Origin of the sequence: Amycolatopsis thailandensis (genome assembly GCF_002234405.1) — a bacterium.
Classification (GTDB): Bacteria; Actinomycetota; Actinomycetes; order Mycobacteriales; family Pseudonocardiaceae; genus Amycolatopsis; species Amycolatopsis thailandensis.
In genome coordinates this window covers 59907-75261 of record NZ_NMQT01000033.1, presented here as the reverse complement: position 1 = coordinate 75261, position 15355 = coordinate 59907, and the positions used below count along the sequence as shown (strand labels likewise).

General features: G+C 69.3%; 13 protein-coding genes. 8 read left to right on the top strand and 5 right to left on the bottom strand.

Features of this window, described 5'->3' with window-relative positions; genetic code table 11:
• Positions 1-120 precede the first annotated feature (120 nt).
• A complete protein-coding gene (locus CFP71_RS10785; protein WP_093933699.1) occupies positions 121-399 on the top strand; it encodes a hypothetical protein in 279 nt (92 codons plus the stop codon).
• 180 nt (positions 400-579) lie between these two features.
• Here the strand turns inward: CFP71_RS10785 and CFP71_RS10780 are convergent, their stop codons facing one another.
• Genes CFP71_RS10780 through paaI form a run of 3 tightly spaced genes read right to left on the bottom strand, consistent with a single transcriptional unit; the run spans position 580 to position 2836 of the window.
• Complete coding sequence (locus CFP71_RS10780) at positions 580-1170, bottom strand: TetR/AcrR family transcriptional regulator (protein WP_093933698.1); 591 nt, start codon at positions 1168-1170, stop codon at positions 580-582.
• The gene (paaK, locus tag CFP71_RS10775; RefSeq protein WP_093933697.1) at positions 1167-2450 is read right to left on the bottom strand and encodes a phenylacetate--CoA ligase PaaK; all 1284 of its coding nucleotides are present in this window, start codon (positions 2448-2450) and stop codon (positions 1167-1169) included. The genes CFP71_RS10780 and paaK overlap by 4 nt, the downstream gene beginning before the upstream one ends.
• A gap of 2 nt (positions 2451-2452) precedes the next feature.
• Positions 2453-2836 carry a hydroxyphenylacetyl-CoA thioesterase PaaI gene (paaI, locus tag CFP71_RS10770; protein WP_020634304.1) on the bottom strand — a complete coding sequence of 128 codons (384 nt, stop codon included), beginning with the start codon at positions 2834-2836 and terminating at the stop codon, positions 2453-2455.
• A gap of 204 nt (positions 2837-3040) precedes the next feature.
• Between paaI and paaZ the strand changes: the two genes are divergently transcribed.
• Genes paaZ through paaE form a run of 6 tightly spaced genes read left to right on the top strand, consistent with a single transcriptional unit; the run spans position 3041 to position 8704 of the window.
• Complete coding sequence (paaZ, locus tag CFP71_RS10765) at positions 3041-5071, top strand: phenylacetic acid degradation bifunctional protein PaaZ (RefSeq protein ID WP_093933696.1); 2031 nt, start codon at positions 3041-3043, stop codon at positions 5069-5071.
• Entirely contained in the window at positions 5068-6012 is a 945-nt protein-coding gene (paaA, locus tag CFP71_RS10760) for a 1,2-phenylacetyl-CoA epoxidase subunit PaaA (protein ID WP_093933695.1), read from the top strand. The genes paaZ and paaA overlap by 4 nt, the downstream gene beginning before the upstream one ends.
• Positions 6009-6293, top strand: a complete 285-nt coding sequence (gene paaB, locus CFP71_RS10755) for a 1,2-phenylacetyl-CoA epoxidase subunit PaaB (protein WP_005168080.1) — start codon at positions 6009-6011, stop codon at positions 6291-6293. Before paaA ends, paaB begins: the two co-directional genes overlap by 4 nt.
• A gap of 1 nt (position 6294) precedes the next feature.
• Positions 6295-7152, top strand: coding sequence for a 1,2-phenylacetyl-CoA epoxidase subunit PaaC (gene paaC / locus CFP71_RS10750; protein ID WP_093933694.1), 858 nt, complete (start codon positions 6295-6297; stop codon positions 7150-7152).
• On the top strand, positions 7146-7634 hold the full coding sequence (gene paaD / locus CFP71_RS10745) for a 1,2-phenylacetyl-CoA epoxidase subunit PaaD (RefSeq protein WP_093933693.1): 489 nt from the start codon (positions 7146-7148) through the stop codon (positions 7632-7634). The genes paaC and paaD overlap by 7 nt, the downstream gene beginning before the upstream one ends.
• Complete coding sequence (gene paaE, locus CFP71_RS10740) at positions 7634-8704, top strand: 1,2-phenylacetyl-CoA epoxidase subunit PaaE (protein WP_093933692.1); 1071 nt, start codon at positions 7634-7636, stop codon at positions 8702-8704. The genes paaD and paaE overlap by 1 nt, the downstream gene beginning before the upstream one ends.
• Before the next feature lie 60 nt (positions 8705-8764).
• On the opposite strand, the gene CFP71_RS10735 is transcribed toward paaE, so the two are convergent.
• The gene (locus CFP71_RS10735) at positions 8765-10336 is read right to left on the bottom strand and encodes an ABC-F family ATP-binding cassette domain-containing protein (protein ID WP_208635925.1); all 1572 of its coding nucleotides are present in this window, start codon (positions 10334-10336) and stop codon (positions 8765-8767) included.
• 119 nt (positions 10337-10455) lie between these two features.
• Here CFP71_RS10735 and CFP71_RS10730 point away from each other — a divergent pair, with 119 nt between their 5' ends.
• Entirely contained in the window at positions 10456-11544 is a 1089-nt protein-coding gene (locus CFP71_RS10730; RefSeq protein WP_093933691.1) for a dihydrofolate reductase family protein, read from the top strand.
• 201 nt (positions 11545-11745) lie between these two features.
• Here CFP71_RS10730 and cobN read toward each other — a convergent pair whose 3' ends face one another.
• Complete coding sequence (cobN, locus tag CFP71_RS10725) at positions 11746-15327, bottom strand: cobaltochelatase subunit CobN (RefSeq protein WP_093933690.1); 3582 nt, start codon at positions 15325-15327, stop codon at positions 11746-11748.
• Positions 15328-15355 lie beyond the last annotated feature (28 nt).

Sequence of the window (15355 nt, the reverse complement as noted above, 5' to 3'; positions counted from 1 at the left end):
GAGCGTAACTGTTTCAGTCCGCCGCCTGCCGTTACTCATTCGGAACGACCCGCAGGTAACTCCGAGAGGCTTCGAACCGACGTTCGGGGCGGGGGGACCGGGTGCCATGGGTAGGGACGAATGACCAGTGCTGAACGCGATCCGGTTCGCCGCGTCGGGCGGTGGGTCAGTGTCCGGTTGCAGCATCGTGACGTCCGGATCCAAAGTGACACCGCGGAAGAGAGCGTCTCCTACGCGGGGATCGTCATCACCAGTTTCGAGAACGGGGTCGAGGTCGGCGAACGCTGGATCCCGCTCGGGGGCGATCCGTCGGAGGCCGACGACGAGCAGCTCATCCAGCAGTTGCGTGACGCGCTGATCTGGCAGGCGCGACGCCCGCCCACGGCCGCGGGGGAGTGACTGAAGGCGGAACTCGCGTGATCAGAGGCGGATCTCGCGTGCTTGAAGCCGTGACTCGCGTGCTTGAAGCCGTTCCGGCTCCAGGCACGCGAGATCCGGCTTCAAGCACGTGTGTTCCGCCCTCAAGCACGCGAGTCACGGCCCTCGGCACGCGAGATCCGGTTGGAACCCCGGCTGAAGCTAAGCCCGCAGGCCGTCGAAAGCGATCTTGCACACCGCGTCCGCCAGTTCCGTCCCCGCCGAGCCCCGGCGCGGCCGGTACCACTCGATCAGCGAGTTCACCATGCCGTACAGCAGCCGCGCGGTGACCGCGGGATCGATGTCGGGCCGCACGTCGCCCTCGGTTTCGGCCTGTTTCACCAGGTCCGTCACCAGCCGGTCGAATTCGCGCCGCCGCGCCAGCGCCGCCCGTTCGATCTTGGTGTTGCCGCGCACCCGCAGCAGCAGCGTCACGAACGGCAGCTGCTCGATCAGCACGAGGACACTGCCCCGCACCAGATGTTCGAGCTTTTCGATCGCCCGGCCCTCGAACGACTCCGTCTCCAGAGCGACGGCGAACAGGCCGTTCAGCGCGCGGTCGACGGCGAGCCGCAGCAGTTCCTCCTTGCTCGGCACGTGGTGGTAGATCGCGGATTTCGTGATGCCGAGCTTCCGGGAGAGGTCCTCCATGCTGGTGCCGTCGTAGCCGCGTTCGTTGAACAGCTTCACCGCGACCTGCAGCAGCGACTCGAGGTCGTAACCGGGCCGGCCTCGGCGGGCGGGGGTGCTCACCCGCGGTCCCGTTCGTCGAGAACGCGGCGCATCTTGCCCAGCGACCGCTCCAGCGTGTCCGGGTCGACGACCTCGACGCCGACGCTCACGCCGACCCCGTCCTTGACTCCCGCGATCAGCCGGGCGGCGGCCTCGGCGCGCTGGTCGGGGTTCGCGTCCGGGCGCGCCTCGACGCGGACGGTCAGGTGGTCCATCCGGCCCTTCGTGGACCGGATCAGCTGGAAATGCGGCGCGAGCGCGGGGGTCACCAGCACGACTTCCTCGATCTGCGTGGGGAAGACGTTGACGCCACGCAGGATGATCATGTCATCGCTGCGCCCGGTCACTTTCTCCATCCGCCGGTACGCCGGCCGCGCGGTGCCCGGCAGCAGCCGGGTGAGGTCGCGCGTGCGGTACCGGATGATCGGCAGCGCCTGCTTCGTGAGCGACGTGAACAGCAGTTCGCCCTCGGCGTCGGTGGGTTTCTCGGTGAACGGGTCGATCACCTCGGGGAAGAAGTGGTCCTCCCAGATGTGCAGCCCGTCCTTGGTCTCGACGCATTCCTGCGCGACGCCGGGGCCCATCACCTCGGACAGGCCGTAGATGTCGACGGCGTCGATGCCGACGCGCTCCTCGATCTCCGTGCGCATCTGCTCGGTCCACGGCTCGGCGCCGAAGATGCCGACCTTGAGCGAGCTCGCCTGCGGGTCGATGCCCTGCCGTTCGAACTCGTCGAGCAGCGTCAGCATGTACGACGGGGTGACCATGATGATCTCGGGTTCGAAATCGGTGATGATCTGCACCTGGCGCGCGGTCATGCCACCGGACGCGGGGATCACCGTGCAGCCCAGCTTTTCCGCGCCGTAGTGCGCGCCGAGCCCGCCGGTGAACAGGCCGTACCCGTAGGCCACGTGGACCTTGTCGCCCGGCCGCCCGCCCGCCGCGCGGATCGACCGCGCCATCACCGTCGCCCAGGTGTCGATGTCCTCGGCCGTGTACCCGACGACGGTCGGTTTCCCGGTGGTCCCGCTGGAAGCGTGGATCCTGCTGACCTGCGATTCCGGGACGGCGAACATGCCGAACGGGTAGTTGTCGCGCAGGTCCTGTTTGGTGGTGAAGGGGAACTTCGCCAGGTCTTCCAGCGCCTTGCAGTCGTCCGGGTGAACCCCGGCCTCGTCGAACTTCCGGGTGTAGAACGGCACGTTGTCGTAGGCGTGCCGCAGCGTCCACCGGAGGCGTTTCAGTTGCAGCGCCTGGAGTTCGTCGATGGTCAGGTTCTCGGCTTCGTCGCTGAAAGTCATCGTCACGCCTTCTGGATGGTGCGGCTGCGGCCGCGGAATTCGGCGACGACCTCCGGCCCGTCGGGGGTCTCCCGGTGCACGGTGACGTCGTAGATGCCGTTGCGGCCGTAGCGGGTCCGCTCGGTGGCGGTGGCGATGAGGTGGTCGCCGAGTTTGCCCGCGGCGACGAACGAGATCTCCGCGCCGGACGCGACGGTCACCGGACCGTGGCTGTTGCAGGCGCACGCGAACGTCGTGTCGGCCAGCAGGAAGACGTAGCCGCCGTGCGCGATGTCGTGCCCGTTGACCATCGTCTCGGTGATCCGCATGGTGGCGACGGCGTGCCCTTCGGCGGCCTCGACCAGCTCGATGCCCAGCGCGTTGGAGGCCAGGTCGTCGGCGAACATCGTGTGCGCGGCGTTAGTCAAACCGAAACCACCTAGTTACTGACCGAACGGACGGTTGTTAAAGAGTGTCGCCAGTAAAGGCGTGTTTTCGGGCAGATGTCAAGGGTCCACCGCCGTCAGGGGGTTTGCAAGACCCCGGTCACGAGCTACAGTCAATTACTGAACGGACGGTCTGTAAATACCACCACTGAAGGGTCGGCCCTCATGGCATTGCTGCGCAGCTACGTCTCCGGCGGGTGGCACACGGCGGACACCGACGGCGTACCGCTGCACGACGCCTCGACCGGCGAGGAGGTCGCCCGGGTCTCCTCCGACGGCATCGACTTCGCCGCCGCGCTGGAGCACGGCCGCCGCGTCGGCGGCCCCGCGCTGCGCGAGCTGACCTTTCACCAGCGTGCCGCGTTGCTGAAGGCCCTGGCCTCCCACCTGCGCGAACACCGTGAGGAGCTGTACGCGCTCTCGGCCAGGACGGGCGCCACCAAGGGTGACTCGATGGTCGACATCGACGGCGGCATCGGGGTGCTGTTCGCCTACTCCAGCAAGGGCAAGCGCGAACTCCCGAACGACACCGTCTACGTCGACGGCAACGTCGAGCCGCTGAGCAAGGGCGGCACCTTCGTCGCCCAGCACATCGCCGTCCCGCTGCGCGGCGTCGCCGTCCAGATCAACGCCTTCAACTTCCCCGTCTGGGGTCCGCTGGAGAAGTTCGCGCCCGCGTTCCTCGCCGGTGTCCCGAGCCTGATCAAACCGGCCAGCCAGACGGCGTACCTCACCGCGCGGCTGGTCGAGATCATCATCGAATCCGGCATCCTGCCCGAGGGCACGCTGCAGTTCGTCGCGGGCAGCGTCGGCGACCTGCTCGACCACGTCACGGCGCAGGACCTCGTCTCGTTCACCGGCTCCGCGTCCACCGCGCAGAAGCTGCGCGCGCACCCCGCGATCGTGCGCAACTCCGTTCGGTTCAACGCCGAGGCCGACTCGCTGAACCTGTCGATCCTCGGCCCGGACGCCAAACCCGGCACCACCGAGTTCGATCTCTTCGTCAAGCAGCTGACCACCGAGATGACGGTCAAGGCGGGCCAGAAGTGCACCGCCATCCGCCGCGCCTTCGTCCCCGCCGACCTGCTGGACGCCGTCGCCGAGGCCGCGAGCGCGCGGCTGGCGAAGACCACCGTCGGCAACCCGACCGCCGAGGGCGTCCGGATGGGCGCCCTGGCCAGCCTGGAGCAGCGCGAGGAGGTCCGGCGGTCGCTCAAGGCGCTGCTGGACGTCGGCACGGTCGTCTTCGGTGACCCGGAGCAGGTCGACGTCGTCGGCGCGGACGCCGAGCGCGGCGCGTTCATCTCGCCGGTGCTGCTGAAGGCGGATCCGGAGCGTTCCGAGCCGCACGAGGTCGAGGCGTTCGGTCCGGTCTCGACGCTGCTGCCCTACACCTCGACCGAGCAGGTCATCGAGCTCGCCGCCCGCGGCGGCGGCAGCCTCGTCGGTTCGATCGTTTCCGCCGACCAGGGATTCGTGCGTGACGTCGTCCTCGGGGTCGCGCCGTATCACGGCCGTCTGCTGGTGCTGGACGCCGACGACGCCAAGGAGTCCACCGGCCACGGTTCGCCGATGCCGCAGCTGGTGCACGGCGGCCCCGGCCGCGCCGGTGGCGGCGAGGAGATGGGCGGCGTCCGCGGCGTGCTGCACCACATGCAGCGCACGGCGGTCCAGGGCTCGCCCGCCGTGCTGAGCGCGGTCACCGGCCGCTGGGTCACGGGTGCACCGCGCACCGAGGGTGACGTCCACCCGTTCCGGAAGTCCTTGGCGGAGCTGAAGATCGGCGACTCCGTCGTCGCCGGACCGCGCGAGGTCCTCCAGTCCGACGTCGACCACTTCGCCGAGTTCACCGGCGACACCTTCTACGCGCACACAGACCCCGAAGCCGCGGCGGCGAACCCGCTGTTCGGCGGGATCGTGGCGCACGGATACCTCGTGGTCTCCTTCGCCGCCGGCCTGTTCGTCTCGCCGGAACCCGGCCCGGTGCTGGCCAACTACGGCCTGGAGAACCTGCGGTTCCTCACGCCGGTCAAGGTCGGCGACACCCTCACCGTCACCTTGACCGCCAAGCAGATCACCCCGCGCATCGACCAGGAGTACGGCGAAGTCCGCTGGGACGCCGACGTCACCAACGCCGACGGTGACTCGGTCGCCAAGTACGACGTGCTGACCCTGGTGGCGAAGGAGCAGTCATGACCGCGACGTTGCCGGAAGAAGACCTCGAAAAGCACTTCGAAGCGACCATCGAGCGTGACCAGCGCATCGAGCCGCGCGACTGGGTGCCCGAGGGCTACCGCAAGACGATGATCCGCCAGATCGCGCAGCACGCGCATTCGGAGATCATCGGCATGCAGCCCGAGGGCAACTGGATCACCCGCGCGCCTTCGTTGCGGCGCAAGGCGATCCTGCTCGCGAAGGTGCAGGACGAGGCCGGACACGGGCTGTACCTGTACTCGGCGGCGGCCACCCTCGGCGCCGACCGCGCGGACCTGACCGACAAGCTGATCAACGGCAAGCAGAAGTACTCGTCGATCTTCAACTACCCGACGCTGACCTTCGCCGACGTCGGCGTGGTCGGCTGGCTGGTCGACGGCGCGGCGATCTGCAACCAGGTCCCGTTGTGCCGCAGCTCGTACGGGCCGTACGCCCGCGCGATGATCCGCATCTGCAAGGAGGAGTCCTTCCATCAGCGACAGGGCTTCGAACTGCTGATGACCATGATGCGCGGCACGCCGGAGCAGCGCGAAATGGTGCAGGAGGCGGTGAACCGCTGGTGGTGGCCGTCGCTGATGATGTTCGGCCCGCCGGACGCGGATTCGCCGAACACCGCGCAGTCGATGGCGTGGAAGGTCAAACGCCACACCAACGACGAGCTTCGGCAACGCTTTGTCGACATGTCCATTCCGCAGGCCGAGGCGCTGGGTGTCACCTTCCCGGACCCGGACCTGAAGTGGAACGCCGAACGCGGGCACTACGACTTCGGCGCCGTCGACTGGGACGAGTTCAAGAATGTGTTGAAGGGCAACGGCCCCTGCAACGCCCAGCGCGTCGCGCACCGGCGGCGGGCCCAGGAAGACGGCGCGTGGGTGCGGGAAGCCGCGGCCGCCCACGCCGCGAAGAAGGGTGCCTCGGCATGAAACACGACTGGCCGCTGTACGAGGTGTTCGTCCGGGGCAAGCGCGGGCTGAACCACGTCCACGTCGGTTCGCTGCACGCGGCGGACGACGACATGGCTCTGCACCACGCGCGGGATCTGTACACCCGCCGCAACGAAGGCGTGTCGATCTGGGTCGTGCGCGCGTCCGACATCACCGCGTCCTCGCCGGACGAGAAGGACCCGTTCTTCGCGCCCAGCGGCGACAAGGTGTACCGGCACCCGACGTTCTACGACATCCCCGACAACGTTCCCCACATCTGACATGAGCTTCGACAACGCCTACGAGGCGATCACCGAGGAGAACGACTCCCGCTGGGCCTTCGGCACCGGCTTCGAGGACCCGCTGTCCGGTGTGGACACCACGGTCCCGTCCGGTGTGGACGGCGCGCGCCTGGCGGCCTACTGCTTGATGCTCGGCGACGACGCGCTGATCTTCTCGCACCGGCTCCAGGAGTGGTGCACGAACGCGCCCGAACTGGAGGACGAGGTCGCGATCGCCAACATCGCGCTCGACCTGCTCGGGCAGGCGCGGCTGCTGCTGGCCCGCGCGGGCAAGGCCGACGGCAGCGACCGCACCGAGGATTCGTACGCCTTCTTCCGGAGCGAGCAGGAGTACCGCAACGTCCGGCTCGCCGAGCTCGAAGGCGGGCACTTCGGTCACCTGATCGCGCGGCTGCTGGTGTTCTCGATCTGGCGCCTCGCTTTGCTGCAACAGCTTCAGTCCTCTGTGGACCCCGTGCTCGCGGCCATCGCGGACAAGGGCGTCAAGGAAGTCGCCTACCACCGCGACTACGCCGCGCAGTGGGCCGTCCGTCTCGGCGACGGCACCGAGCTGTCCCACGAGCGCATGCAGGAAGGCCTCGACGCGGTCTGGCCTTACGTGGGCGAGCTTTTCACCGCGCACGAGGCCGAGTTCGTCGAGTCGCCGTCGCTGCGGCCGGAGTTCGACGCGATCCTCGACCAGGTGCTGGCCGTCGCTCACTTGACACGGCCCGAGGTCGGCGCGCTCGCCGGTGTCTCCGGCCGGATGGGCCGCGACGGCGTGCACACCGAGCGGATGGGCTACCTGCTGGCGACCCTGCAGAGCGTCGCCAGGGAACATCCGGACGCGACATGGTGACCGCGTACGCCGTGGCGGCCACGGTCACCGACCCGGAACTGCCGATGCTCACCCTCGCCGACCTCGGCGTGCTGCGCGAAGTGTCCGAAGAGGACGGTCGCGTGGTCGTGGCGATCACCCCGACCTACACCGGCTGCCCGGCGATGGACACCATGCGCGACGACCTCGTGCACGCGCTCACCGGCGCGGGCTACGGCGACGTCGAGGTCCGCACGGTGCTGCAGCCGGCGTGGTCCACCGATTGGATCACCGAAGACGGCAAACGGAAACTGGCCGAGGCCGGGATCGCGCCGCCGGGGGCCGCGCCGCGGCGGACCGGCCCGATCCCGCTCACGCTGAGCCCGGCGGTGTCTTCGGTCCGCTGCCCGCACTGCGGTTCCGCGGACACCGAAGAGCAGTCTCGTTTCAGCGCGACGGCGTGCAAAGCCTTGCGCCGCTGCCGGTTCTGCCTCGAACCGTTCGAACACGTCAAGGAGATCTAGTGACCGCGATCCTGCGCCGCACCGGGTTTCACACCCTGAAGGTGGCGGACGTCCAGCGCTTGTGCGACGACGCCGTCGCGGTGACCTTCGACGTCCCCGAAGACCTCGCCGAGACCTTCCGGTTCAAGGCGGGCCAGTCGCTGACCCTGCGCCGCGAGGTCGACGGCCGCGACGAGCGCCGCTCGTACTCGATCTGCGCGCCCGCCGGTGCCGCGCCGCGGGTCGGCGTCCGCGAGGTGCCGGGTGGATTGTTCTCGTCCTGGCTCGTGCGCGACGTGAAACGCGGCGACGAGATCGAGGTCGCGCCGCCCACCGGCAACTTCAGCCCCGAACTGGACGTTCCCGGGCATCACGTGCTGATCGCGGCCGGATCCGGGATCACGCCGGTGCTGTCGATCGCGTCCTCGCTGCTCAGCGATTCCGACGCCACGGTGACCGTGCTCTACGGCAATCGCCGCACGGACACCGTCATGTTCGCCGACGACCTCGCGGACCTGAAGGACCGCTATCCGGCACGGCTCGAACTCGTCCACGTGCTCTCCCGGGAGCCGCGCGAGGCCGAACTGTTCACCGGACGCCTCGACGTCGAGAAGCTGCGGCGCCTGTGCACCGTGCTGATCCCGGTCGAGGACGTCGCGCACTGGTGGCTGTGCGGGCCGTTCGAGATGGTGACCGGTGCGCAGGAATTGCTGCGGTCCCTGGACGTCGCCGAGGAGAAGATCCACCAGGAACTGTTCTATGTGGACACTCCGCCGGAGCCGGTGCACCACGTCGACCCGGCCGTCGTGGGTTCGTCCAGCGAGGTGACGCTGGTCCTCGACGGCCGGTCGACGACGATGACGCTACCGCGCAACTCCTCCCTGCTCGACGGCGCGCAGAAGTACCGCCCGGACCTGCCGTTCGCCTGCAAGGGCGGCGTGTGCGGGACCTGCCGGGCGAAGATCTGCGACGGCAAGGTGGACATGCGGCGCAACTTCGCCCTGGAGAAGGTCGAGGTCGACGCCGGTTTCGTGCTCACCTGCCAGTCCGTGCCGGTGTCCGAAGCCGTCACCGTGGACTTCGACGCCTGACCACCCGCAATTCGTCCTCTGGATGCGGTAGTTGCGCGCGCAAGTACCGCATCCAGAGGACTAAACGCGGAGAGGGAGCCATCGGGTGATGCCGATGTCGGCGAGGAACGGCCGGTCGTGGCTCGCCACGATCAGCGCGCCCCGATAGGCCAGCAACGCCTCGGTGAGCCGGCGGACACTCGCCAGGTCGAGGTTGTTCGTCGGCTCGTCGAGCAGCAGCAGTCGCGGCGTGGGTTCGGTCAGCAGCAGTGTCGCCAGCGCCGCCCGGAACCGTTCCCCACCGGACAGCGACGCCACCTCGCGGTCGGCCGTCGTTCCCCGGAACAGGAACCGCGCCAGCCGCGCGCGGATCTCGTTGTCCGTGAGCGACGGCGCGACCAGCCGCACGTTGTCCACAATGGACAGTGCGTCGTCGAGGATGTCGAGCCGCTGGGGGAGCAGCCTGGCGGGGACGAACAGCCCGACTTCGCCCGATTTCGGCGGGAGTTCGCCCGTGATCGTGCGGAGCAGGGTGGTCTTCCCCGAACCGTTCGGGCCGGTGAGCGCGATCCGTTCAGGGCCCATGACGTGCAGGTTCACCGGCGGGCCGAACCGGGGCACGGCATCGATCCGGAGCACGTCCGTCCCCCGGAAGACCGTGGTCTCCGGCAGTTCGACACGGATCTCGGCGTCCTCGCGCACCAGTTCCCCGGCGGCCTTGAGCGCTTCGACGGCGCCCTCCAGCCTGTCGGTGTGCAGGTTCCGGTGCTTGCCCGCGGCGATCTGCGCGTCCTCCTGACGTTTGCGCATCCGCACCTTGGGTTCCCGCTTCTGGTCCCACATCTTCTGGCCGTAGCGGGCCCGCCGGGCGAGTTTGATCCCGGCTTCGATCAGCTCCCGCTTCTGCCGCTTGACGCACGCTTCCGCCGCGCGCAGATGCCTCCGCGCGGCCTCCTGGGCGACCTCGACGGCGTGCTCGTAGTCCGCGAGATCGCCGCCGTACAGGGTGACCTCGAGGTCGCGGACCTCGGCGATCCGGTCGACCAGGCGGAGCAGTTCGCGATCGTGCGAGACGACCACGAGGATCCCGCCCCAGCCCGCGACCTCGCGGTGCACGAGTTCGCGCGCCCGCAGGTCGAGGTTGTTCGTCGGCTCGTCGAGCAGCAGCGCGGCGGGACGGCGCAGGAGCAGGGCGGCCAGCCCGAGCAGCGTGAGCTCGCCACCGGACAGCTCACCCGCCCGCTGGTCCAGCCGGACAGCGCCCAGGCCGAGCCGGTCGAGGATCGCGCGGGTGCGCTCCTCGACGTCCCAGTTGTCGCCGATGGCGGCGAAGTGCTCCTCGGTTGCCGTGCCGCTTTCGACGGCCCTGATGGCCGCGCGGATCGCGGTGACGCCCAGCACGTCGTCGACCCGGCGATCGGTGTCGAGGACGAGGTTCTGGGGCAGGTAGCCGAGTTCGGCGGGCGCGGTCACCGAGCCCGTGGTGGCCTCGAGGCGGCCGGCGAGCAGCCTGAGCAGCGTGGACTTACCGGAGCCGTTGGTGCCGACCAGGCCGGTGCGACCGGCCCCGATGGTGAGCGAAAGGTGCTCGAACACCGGGACGCCGTCGGGCCAGGTGAAGGTGACGTCGGAAAGCGTCAAGGAAGAAGACATGAGACTCCCTGCGAAGGAGGTGGGATGAGGGCGCAGGTTCGTCTCACAAGATCATCGGGCCACCCTAGCCCGCGCGCGTCCGAGGTGCGACCGAATTTCGCGGGGGCATACTGGCGGACGTGATCGAACGACCCCACATCCTGTTGTCCGCCGCGGTCTCGCTGGACGGCTACCTCGACGACGCGACCGACACCCGCCTGGTGCTGTCCGGCGACGAGGACTGGGCCAGGGTGGACGGGTTGCGCGCGGCGTCGGACGCGATCCTCGTCGGCGCGAACACGGTGCGCGCGGACAACCCCCGCCTGCTGGTCCGGTCGCCGGAGCTGGTCGCGGAACGGGTCGCCGCCGGACGTCCGGAGCAGCCGGTCAAGGTCACCCTCACCCGGAGCGGGTCACTCGATCCGGCGGCGCAGTTCTTCACCGTGGGGGAGGCGGAGAAGCTGGTCTACGCTCCGCCTGGCGTCGTCACGAGCGTGAAGGCGACCGTCGTCGAACTGGTGGATCTGCGCGGCATGCTGGCCGACCTCCACGCGCGCGGCATCCGGCGGCTGATGGTCGAAGGCGGCGGCGCGATCCACACGCAGTTCCTCACCGAGGGGCTCGTCGATGAACTGCACCTGGCCGTCGCGCCGTTCTTCGTCGGTGACCCGCGGGCTCCGAGGTTCACCGGCCCGGGCGCCTTCCCGCGCGGGCTCAAGCTCGTCGACAGCACCCGGCTGGGTGACATCGCCGTGCTGGAGTACCACGCGACACCGGAACCGTCCGAAGTGGACATTCTGCGGCTGCGTGAGGCCATCGCGCTGGCCGAGAACTGCCCGCCGCGCACTTTCCGCGTCGGCGCTGTCATCACCGACGCCGACGGCGAAGTGATCTCCACCGGTTACTCGGGCGACGGCGATCCCACCGACCACGCCGAAGAAGCCGCGCTCGCCAAACTCGAACCCGGAGACCCGAGGCTGGCGGAGGCGACGATGTACACGTCGCTGGAGCCGTGCAGCTCGCGGACGTCACATCCGCGAAGCTGCACCCAGCTCATCCTCGACGCCGGCATCCCGCGTGTCGTTTTCGCCTGGCGCGAGCCGTCGGTGTTCGTCGACTGCGTCGGCGCCGAGACACTGGAGGCGGCCGGACGCCGGGTGATCGAGGTAGGGGCCCTCGCCGCCGACGTCCGCCGCGCGAACACCCACATAGCGGGTGTCCGCCCCTGACCTACTTGCAGGCGTCGCAGCAGCCGCAGCCCTGACCGGTGCACGCCGAGCAGCAACCGTGGCGAAGCACGACCTTCAACAGACGCTTGATCATCGCTGTCCTCCCGATCGTTGTCATCCCACCGCCCTTGTCACGCTAAGTTCTGCGCATACGACAGTGGTACCGCCGGGAGTGCCATGCCCTCGCTCCAAGGGGTGACGTCAGGATTCGAGGTCCCCCTCAAGCGATAAGTAGACCTCGCGCAGCTGAGCCAAAAGGTCGGCGTCCGGCTCCGCCCAGAGCCCCCGATCGGCCGCCTCGTTCAGCCGCTCGATGATGCCGCGCAACGCCCACGGGTTGGCCTGGCGCAGGAACTCCTGGTTGACCTCGTCGAGCACGTAGGACTCGGTGAGCTTCTCGTACATCCAGTCGCCGACCACCCCGGCCGTGGCGTCGAAACCGAAGAGGTAGTCGACCGTCGCCGCCAGTTCGAAGGCGCCCTTGTAGCCGTGCTTGCGCATCGCCGAAAGCCAGCGCGGATTGACCACGCGGGCCCGGAAGACACGGGCGGTCTCCTCGCCGAGGGTGCGGGTGCGGACCGCGTCCGGCGTGGTGCTGTCGCCGACGTAGGACGCCGGCGCGGTGCCGGTCAGCGCGCGGACGGTCGCGATCATCCCGCCGTGGTACTGGAAGTAGTCGTCGGAGTCGGCGATGTCGTGCTCTCGGGTGTCGGTGTTCTTCGCCGCGACCACGATCCGCTTGTACGAGTTCTCCATGTCCTCGCGCGCCGGCCTGCCGTCGAGGTCGCGGCCGTAGGCGAACCCGCCCCAGACCGCGTAGACCTCGGCGAGATCCTTGTCGTCACGCCAGTTCCCGGAATCCATCAACGGCAGCAGACCCGCCCCGTACGCGCCGGGCTTGGAGCCAAAGATCCTCGTGGTGGCACGGCGTTCGTCGCCGTGCGCGGCCAGATCCGCGCGGGTGTGGGCACGGACGAAGTTCTGCTCGTCCGGTTCGTCCAGGTTCGCGACGAGGCGCACGGCGTCGTCCAGCAGCGTGATCACGTGCGGGAAAGCGTCGCGGAAGAAGCCGCTGATCCGCACGGTGACGTCGACGCGCGGGCGGCCGAGTTCGGCGAGCGGGATGGCCTCGATCCCGGTGACGCGCCGCGACGCCTCGTCCCAGACCGGCTGGACGCCCAGCAGGGCCAGGACCTCCGCGGCGTCGTCACCCGACGTGCGCATGGCCGACGTGCCCCAGACCGAGAGGCCGACCGAACGCGGCCAGTCGCCGGTGTCCTCCTTGTAGCGACGGAGAAGCGAGTCCGCGAGGGCCTGCCCGGTCTCCCAGGCGAGGCGGCTCGGGATGGCCTTCGGATCGACGGTGTAGAAGTTGCGGCCGGTCGGCAGCACGTTGATCAGGCCGCGCAGGGGAGAACCGCTGGGGCCCGCCGGGATGTAGCCGCCGTCGAGGGCGTGCAGGACCGCGTCGATCTCGGCGCCGGTGCCCGCCAGCCGCGGCACGATCTCGGTGGCGGCGAAGGTCAGTACGCGCGCGACTTCCTGGTGTTCCGGCACTTCGGCGACGACCTCGGCGACCGCGGCGGGGGACCAGTCGCGGGCCTCCATCGCCTCGACGAGCGATCGGGCCGTCTGCTCGATGGAGTCCACTTCGGACAGTGGGGTGTCACTGTTTTCCTTGAGGCCCAACGCGGAACGCAGACCGGGCACGGCACCCTGCTTGCCGCCCCACATCTGCTGGGCGCGCAGCATCGCGAGCACGAGGTTGATCCGCGCCTCGCCTTCCGGCGCCGCGCCGAGGATGTGCAGGCCGTCGCGGATCTGCGCGTCCTTGACCTCGCACAGCCAGCCGTCGATGTGCAGCAGGAAGTCGTCGAACTCCGCGTCGTGCGGGCGTTCCTCGACACCGAGGTCGTGGTCGAGTTTCGCGGCCTGGATCAGCGTCCAGATCTGCGCGCGGACCGCGGGCAGCTTCGCCGGGTCCATCGCGGCGATGTTGGCGTGCTCGTCGAGCAGCTGTTCCAGGCGGGCCATGTCGCCGTAGCTCTCGGCGCGGGCCATCGGCGGGATCAGGTGGTCGACGATCGTGGCGTGCGCGCGCCGTTTCGCCTGCGCGCCCTCGCCCGGGTCGTTGATCAGGAACGGGTAGATCAGCGGCAGGTTGCCGAGGACGGCGTCCGGCGCGCAGGAATCCGAAAGACCAGCGGTCTTGCCGGGAAGCCATTCCAGTGAACCGTGTTTGCCGAGGTGGACGACGGCGTGCGCGCCGAACTCCTCCTCCAGCCAGCGGTACGCGGCGAGGTAGTGATGGCTCGGCGGGAGGTCCGGGTTGTGGTAGATCGCCACCGGGTTCTCGCCGAACCCGCGCGGCGGCTGGATCATCAGGATCACGTTGCCGGACTGCAAGGATGCGAGCACGATGTCGCCGTTGTCGACGTACAGCTCGCCGGGCGCGGGGCCCCAGTGTTCTTCCATGCCCTCGCGAAGTTCGGCGGGCAGTTCGGCGAACCACGCGCGGTACTTGTCGGCGGGGACACGGATCGGGTTGCCGGAGAGCTGTTCCTCGGTGAGCCACTCCGGATCTTGGCCGCCCGCGGCGATGAGCGCGTGGATCAGCGCGTCGCCGTCCGGCTGGTCGGTGCCCGTGGGCTCGACGCCGGGGAACGGGTCTTCGCCGAGGTCGTAGCCGCGGTCACGCATGCGGCGCAGCAGCTCGATCGCGGACGCGGGCGTGTCGAGGCCGACCGCGTTGCCGACGCGGGAATGCTTCGTCGGGTACGCGGACAGCATCAGCGCGATGCGGCGCTCCTGAGGCGGCGTGTGCCGCAGCCGGGCGTGGGCGAGCGCGATCTTGGCGACCCGTGAGGCGCGTTCGGTGTCCGGAACGTACTTGGGGAGGCCGTCGTCGTCGATCTCCTTGAACGAGAACGGGACGGTGATGAGGCGGCCGTCGAACTCGGGGACGGCCATCTGGTTGCCCGCGTCGAGCGGGGAGAGGCCGTCGTCGTTGGCGGACCAGGTCTCGCGGTCGCTGGTGAGGCACAGCGCCTGGAGGATCGGAATGTCGAGCGCGGCCATCTCGGCGACGTCCCATGCCTCGTCGTCCCCGCCCGCGCCGACCTCGGACGGCCGGGTGCCGCCGGCGGCCAGCACGGTGACCAGGAGCGCGTCGGCCTTGGCCAGCTCGGCCATCATCTCCGGCTCGCGGGTGCGCAGGGACGCGCAGTGGATCGGGAGCGCGCGGCCCCCGGCGTCCTCGATGGCGTCGGAGAGGGCGTGGACGAACTCGGTGTTGCCGGACAGGTGATGCGCGCGGTAGTAGAGGATCGCGATGACCGGGCCGTTCGTGGCTTTCGGCTCGCGTTCGAGGACGCCCCACAGCGGTTGCACGGCGGGCGGCTCGAAGCCGTCACCCGTGAGCAGGAGCGTGTCGCTCAGGAACCGGTGCAGCTGGGTGAGGTTGGCCGGGCCGCCCTGCGCGAGATACGCGTGCGCCTCCGCCGCCGTGCCCGCCGGGACCGTGGACAGCTTCATGAGCTGCGCGTCCGGCGTCTGCTCGCCGCCGAGGACCACCACGTGCGCGCCGCTCGCGCGGACCGTGTCGAGCCCCTCCTGCCAGCTCCGCTCGGATCCGAGGATCCGGACGACGACGATCCGGGCGCCGTCGAGCAGGGTGGGCAGCTCGGCAAGATCGAGCCGAGCGGGGTTGGCCAGCCGATAGTCGGCCTCGCTGGCACGAGCGCTGAGCAGGTCGGTGTCCGAAGTGGACAGAAGCAGGATCACGGCAGTCCTCACTCGGGGTGTCCGCGCC

What these genes read in the sequence shown, in the direction of transcription:
- CFP71_RS10785 (WP_093933699.1), top strand. Translation starts at nt 121, where the DNA reads ATGACCAGTGCTGAACGCGATCCGGTTCGCCGCGTCGGGCGGTGGGTC.
- paaK (WP_093933697.1), bottom strand. Translation starts at nt 2,450, where the DNA reads ATGACTTTCAGCGACGAAGCCGAGAACCTGACCATCGACGAACTCCAG.
- paaI (WP_020634304.1), bottom strand. Translation starts at nt 2,836, where the DNA reads ATGTTCGCCGACGACCTGGCCTCCAACGCGCTGGGCATCGAGCTGGTC.
- paaZ (WP_093933696.1), top strand. Translation starts at nt 3,041, where the DNA reads ATGGCATTGCTGCGCAGCTACGTCTCCGGCGGGTGGCACACGGCGGAC.
- paaA (WP_093933695.1), top strand. Translation starts at nt 5,068, where the DNA reads ATGACCGCGACGTTGCCGGAAGAAGACCTCGAAAAGCACTTCGAAGCG.
- paaB (WP_005168080.1), top strand. Translation starts at nt 6,009, where the DNA reads ATGAAACACGACTGGCCGCTGTACGAGGTGTTCGTCCGGGGCAAGCGC.
- paaC (WP_093933694.1), top strand. Translation starts at nt 6,295, where the DNA reads ATGAGCTTCGACAACGCCTACGAGGCGATCACCGAGGAGAACGACTCC.
- paaD (WP_093933693.1), top strand. Translation starts at nt 7,146, where the DNA reads ATGGTGACCGCGTACGCCGTGGCGGCCACGGTCACCGACCCGGAACTG.
- CFP71_RS10735 (WP_208635925.1), bottom strand. Translation starts at nt 10,336, where the DNA reads ATGTCTTCTTCCTTGACGCTTTCCGACGTCACCTTCACCTGGCCCGAC.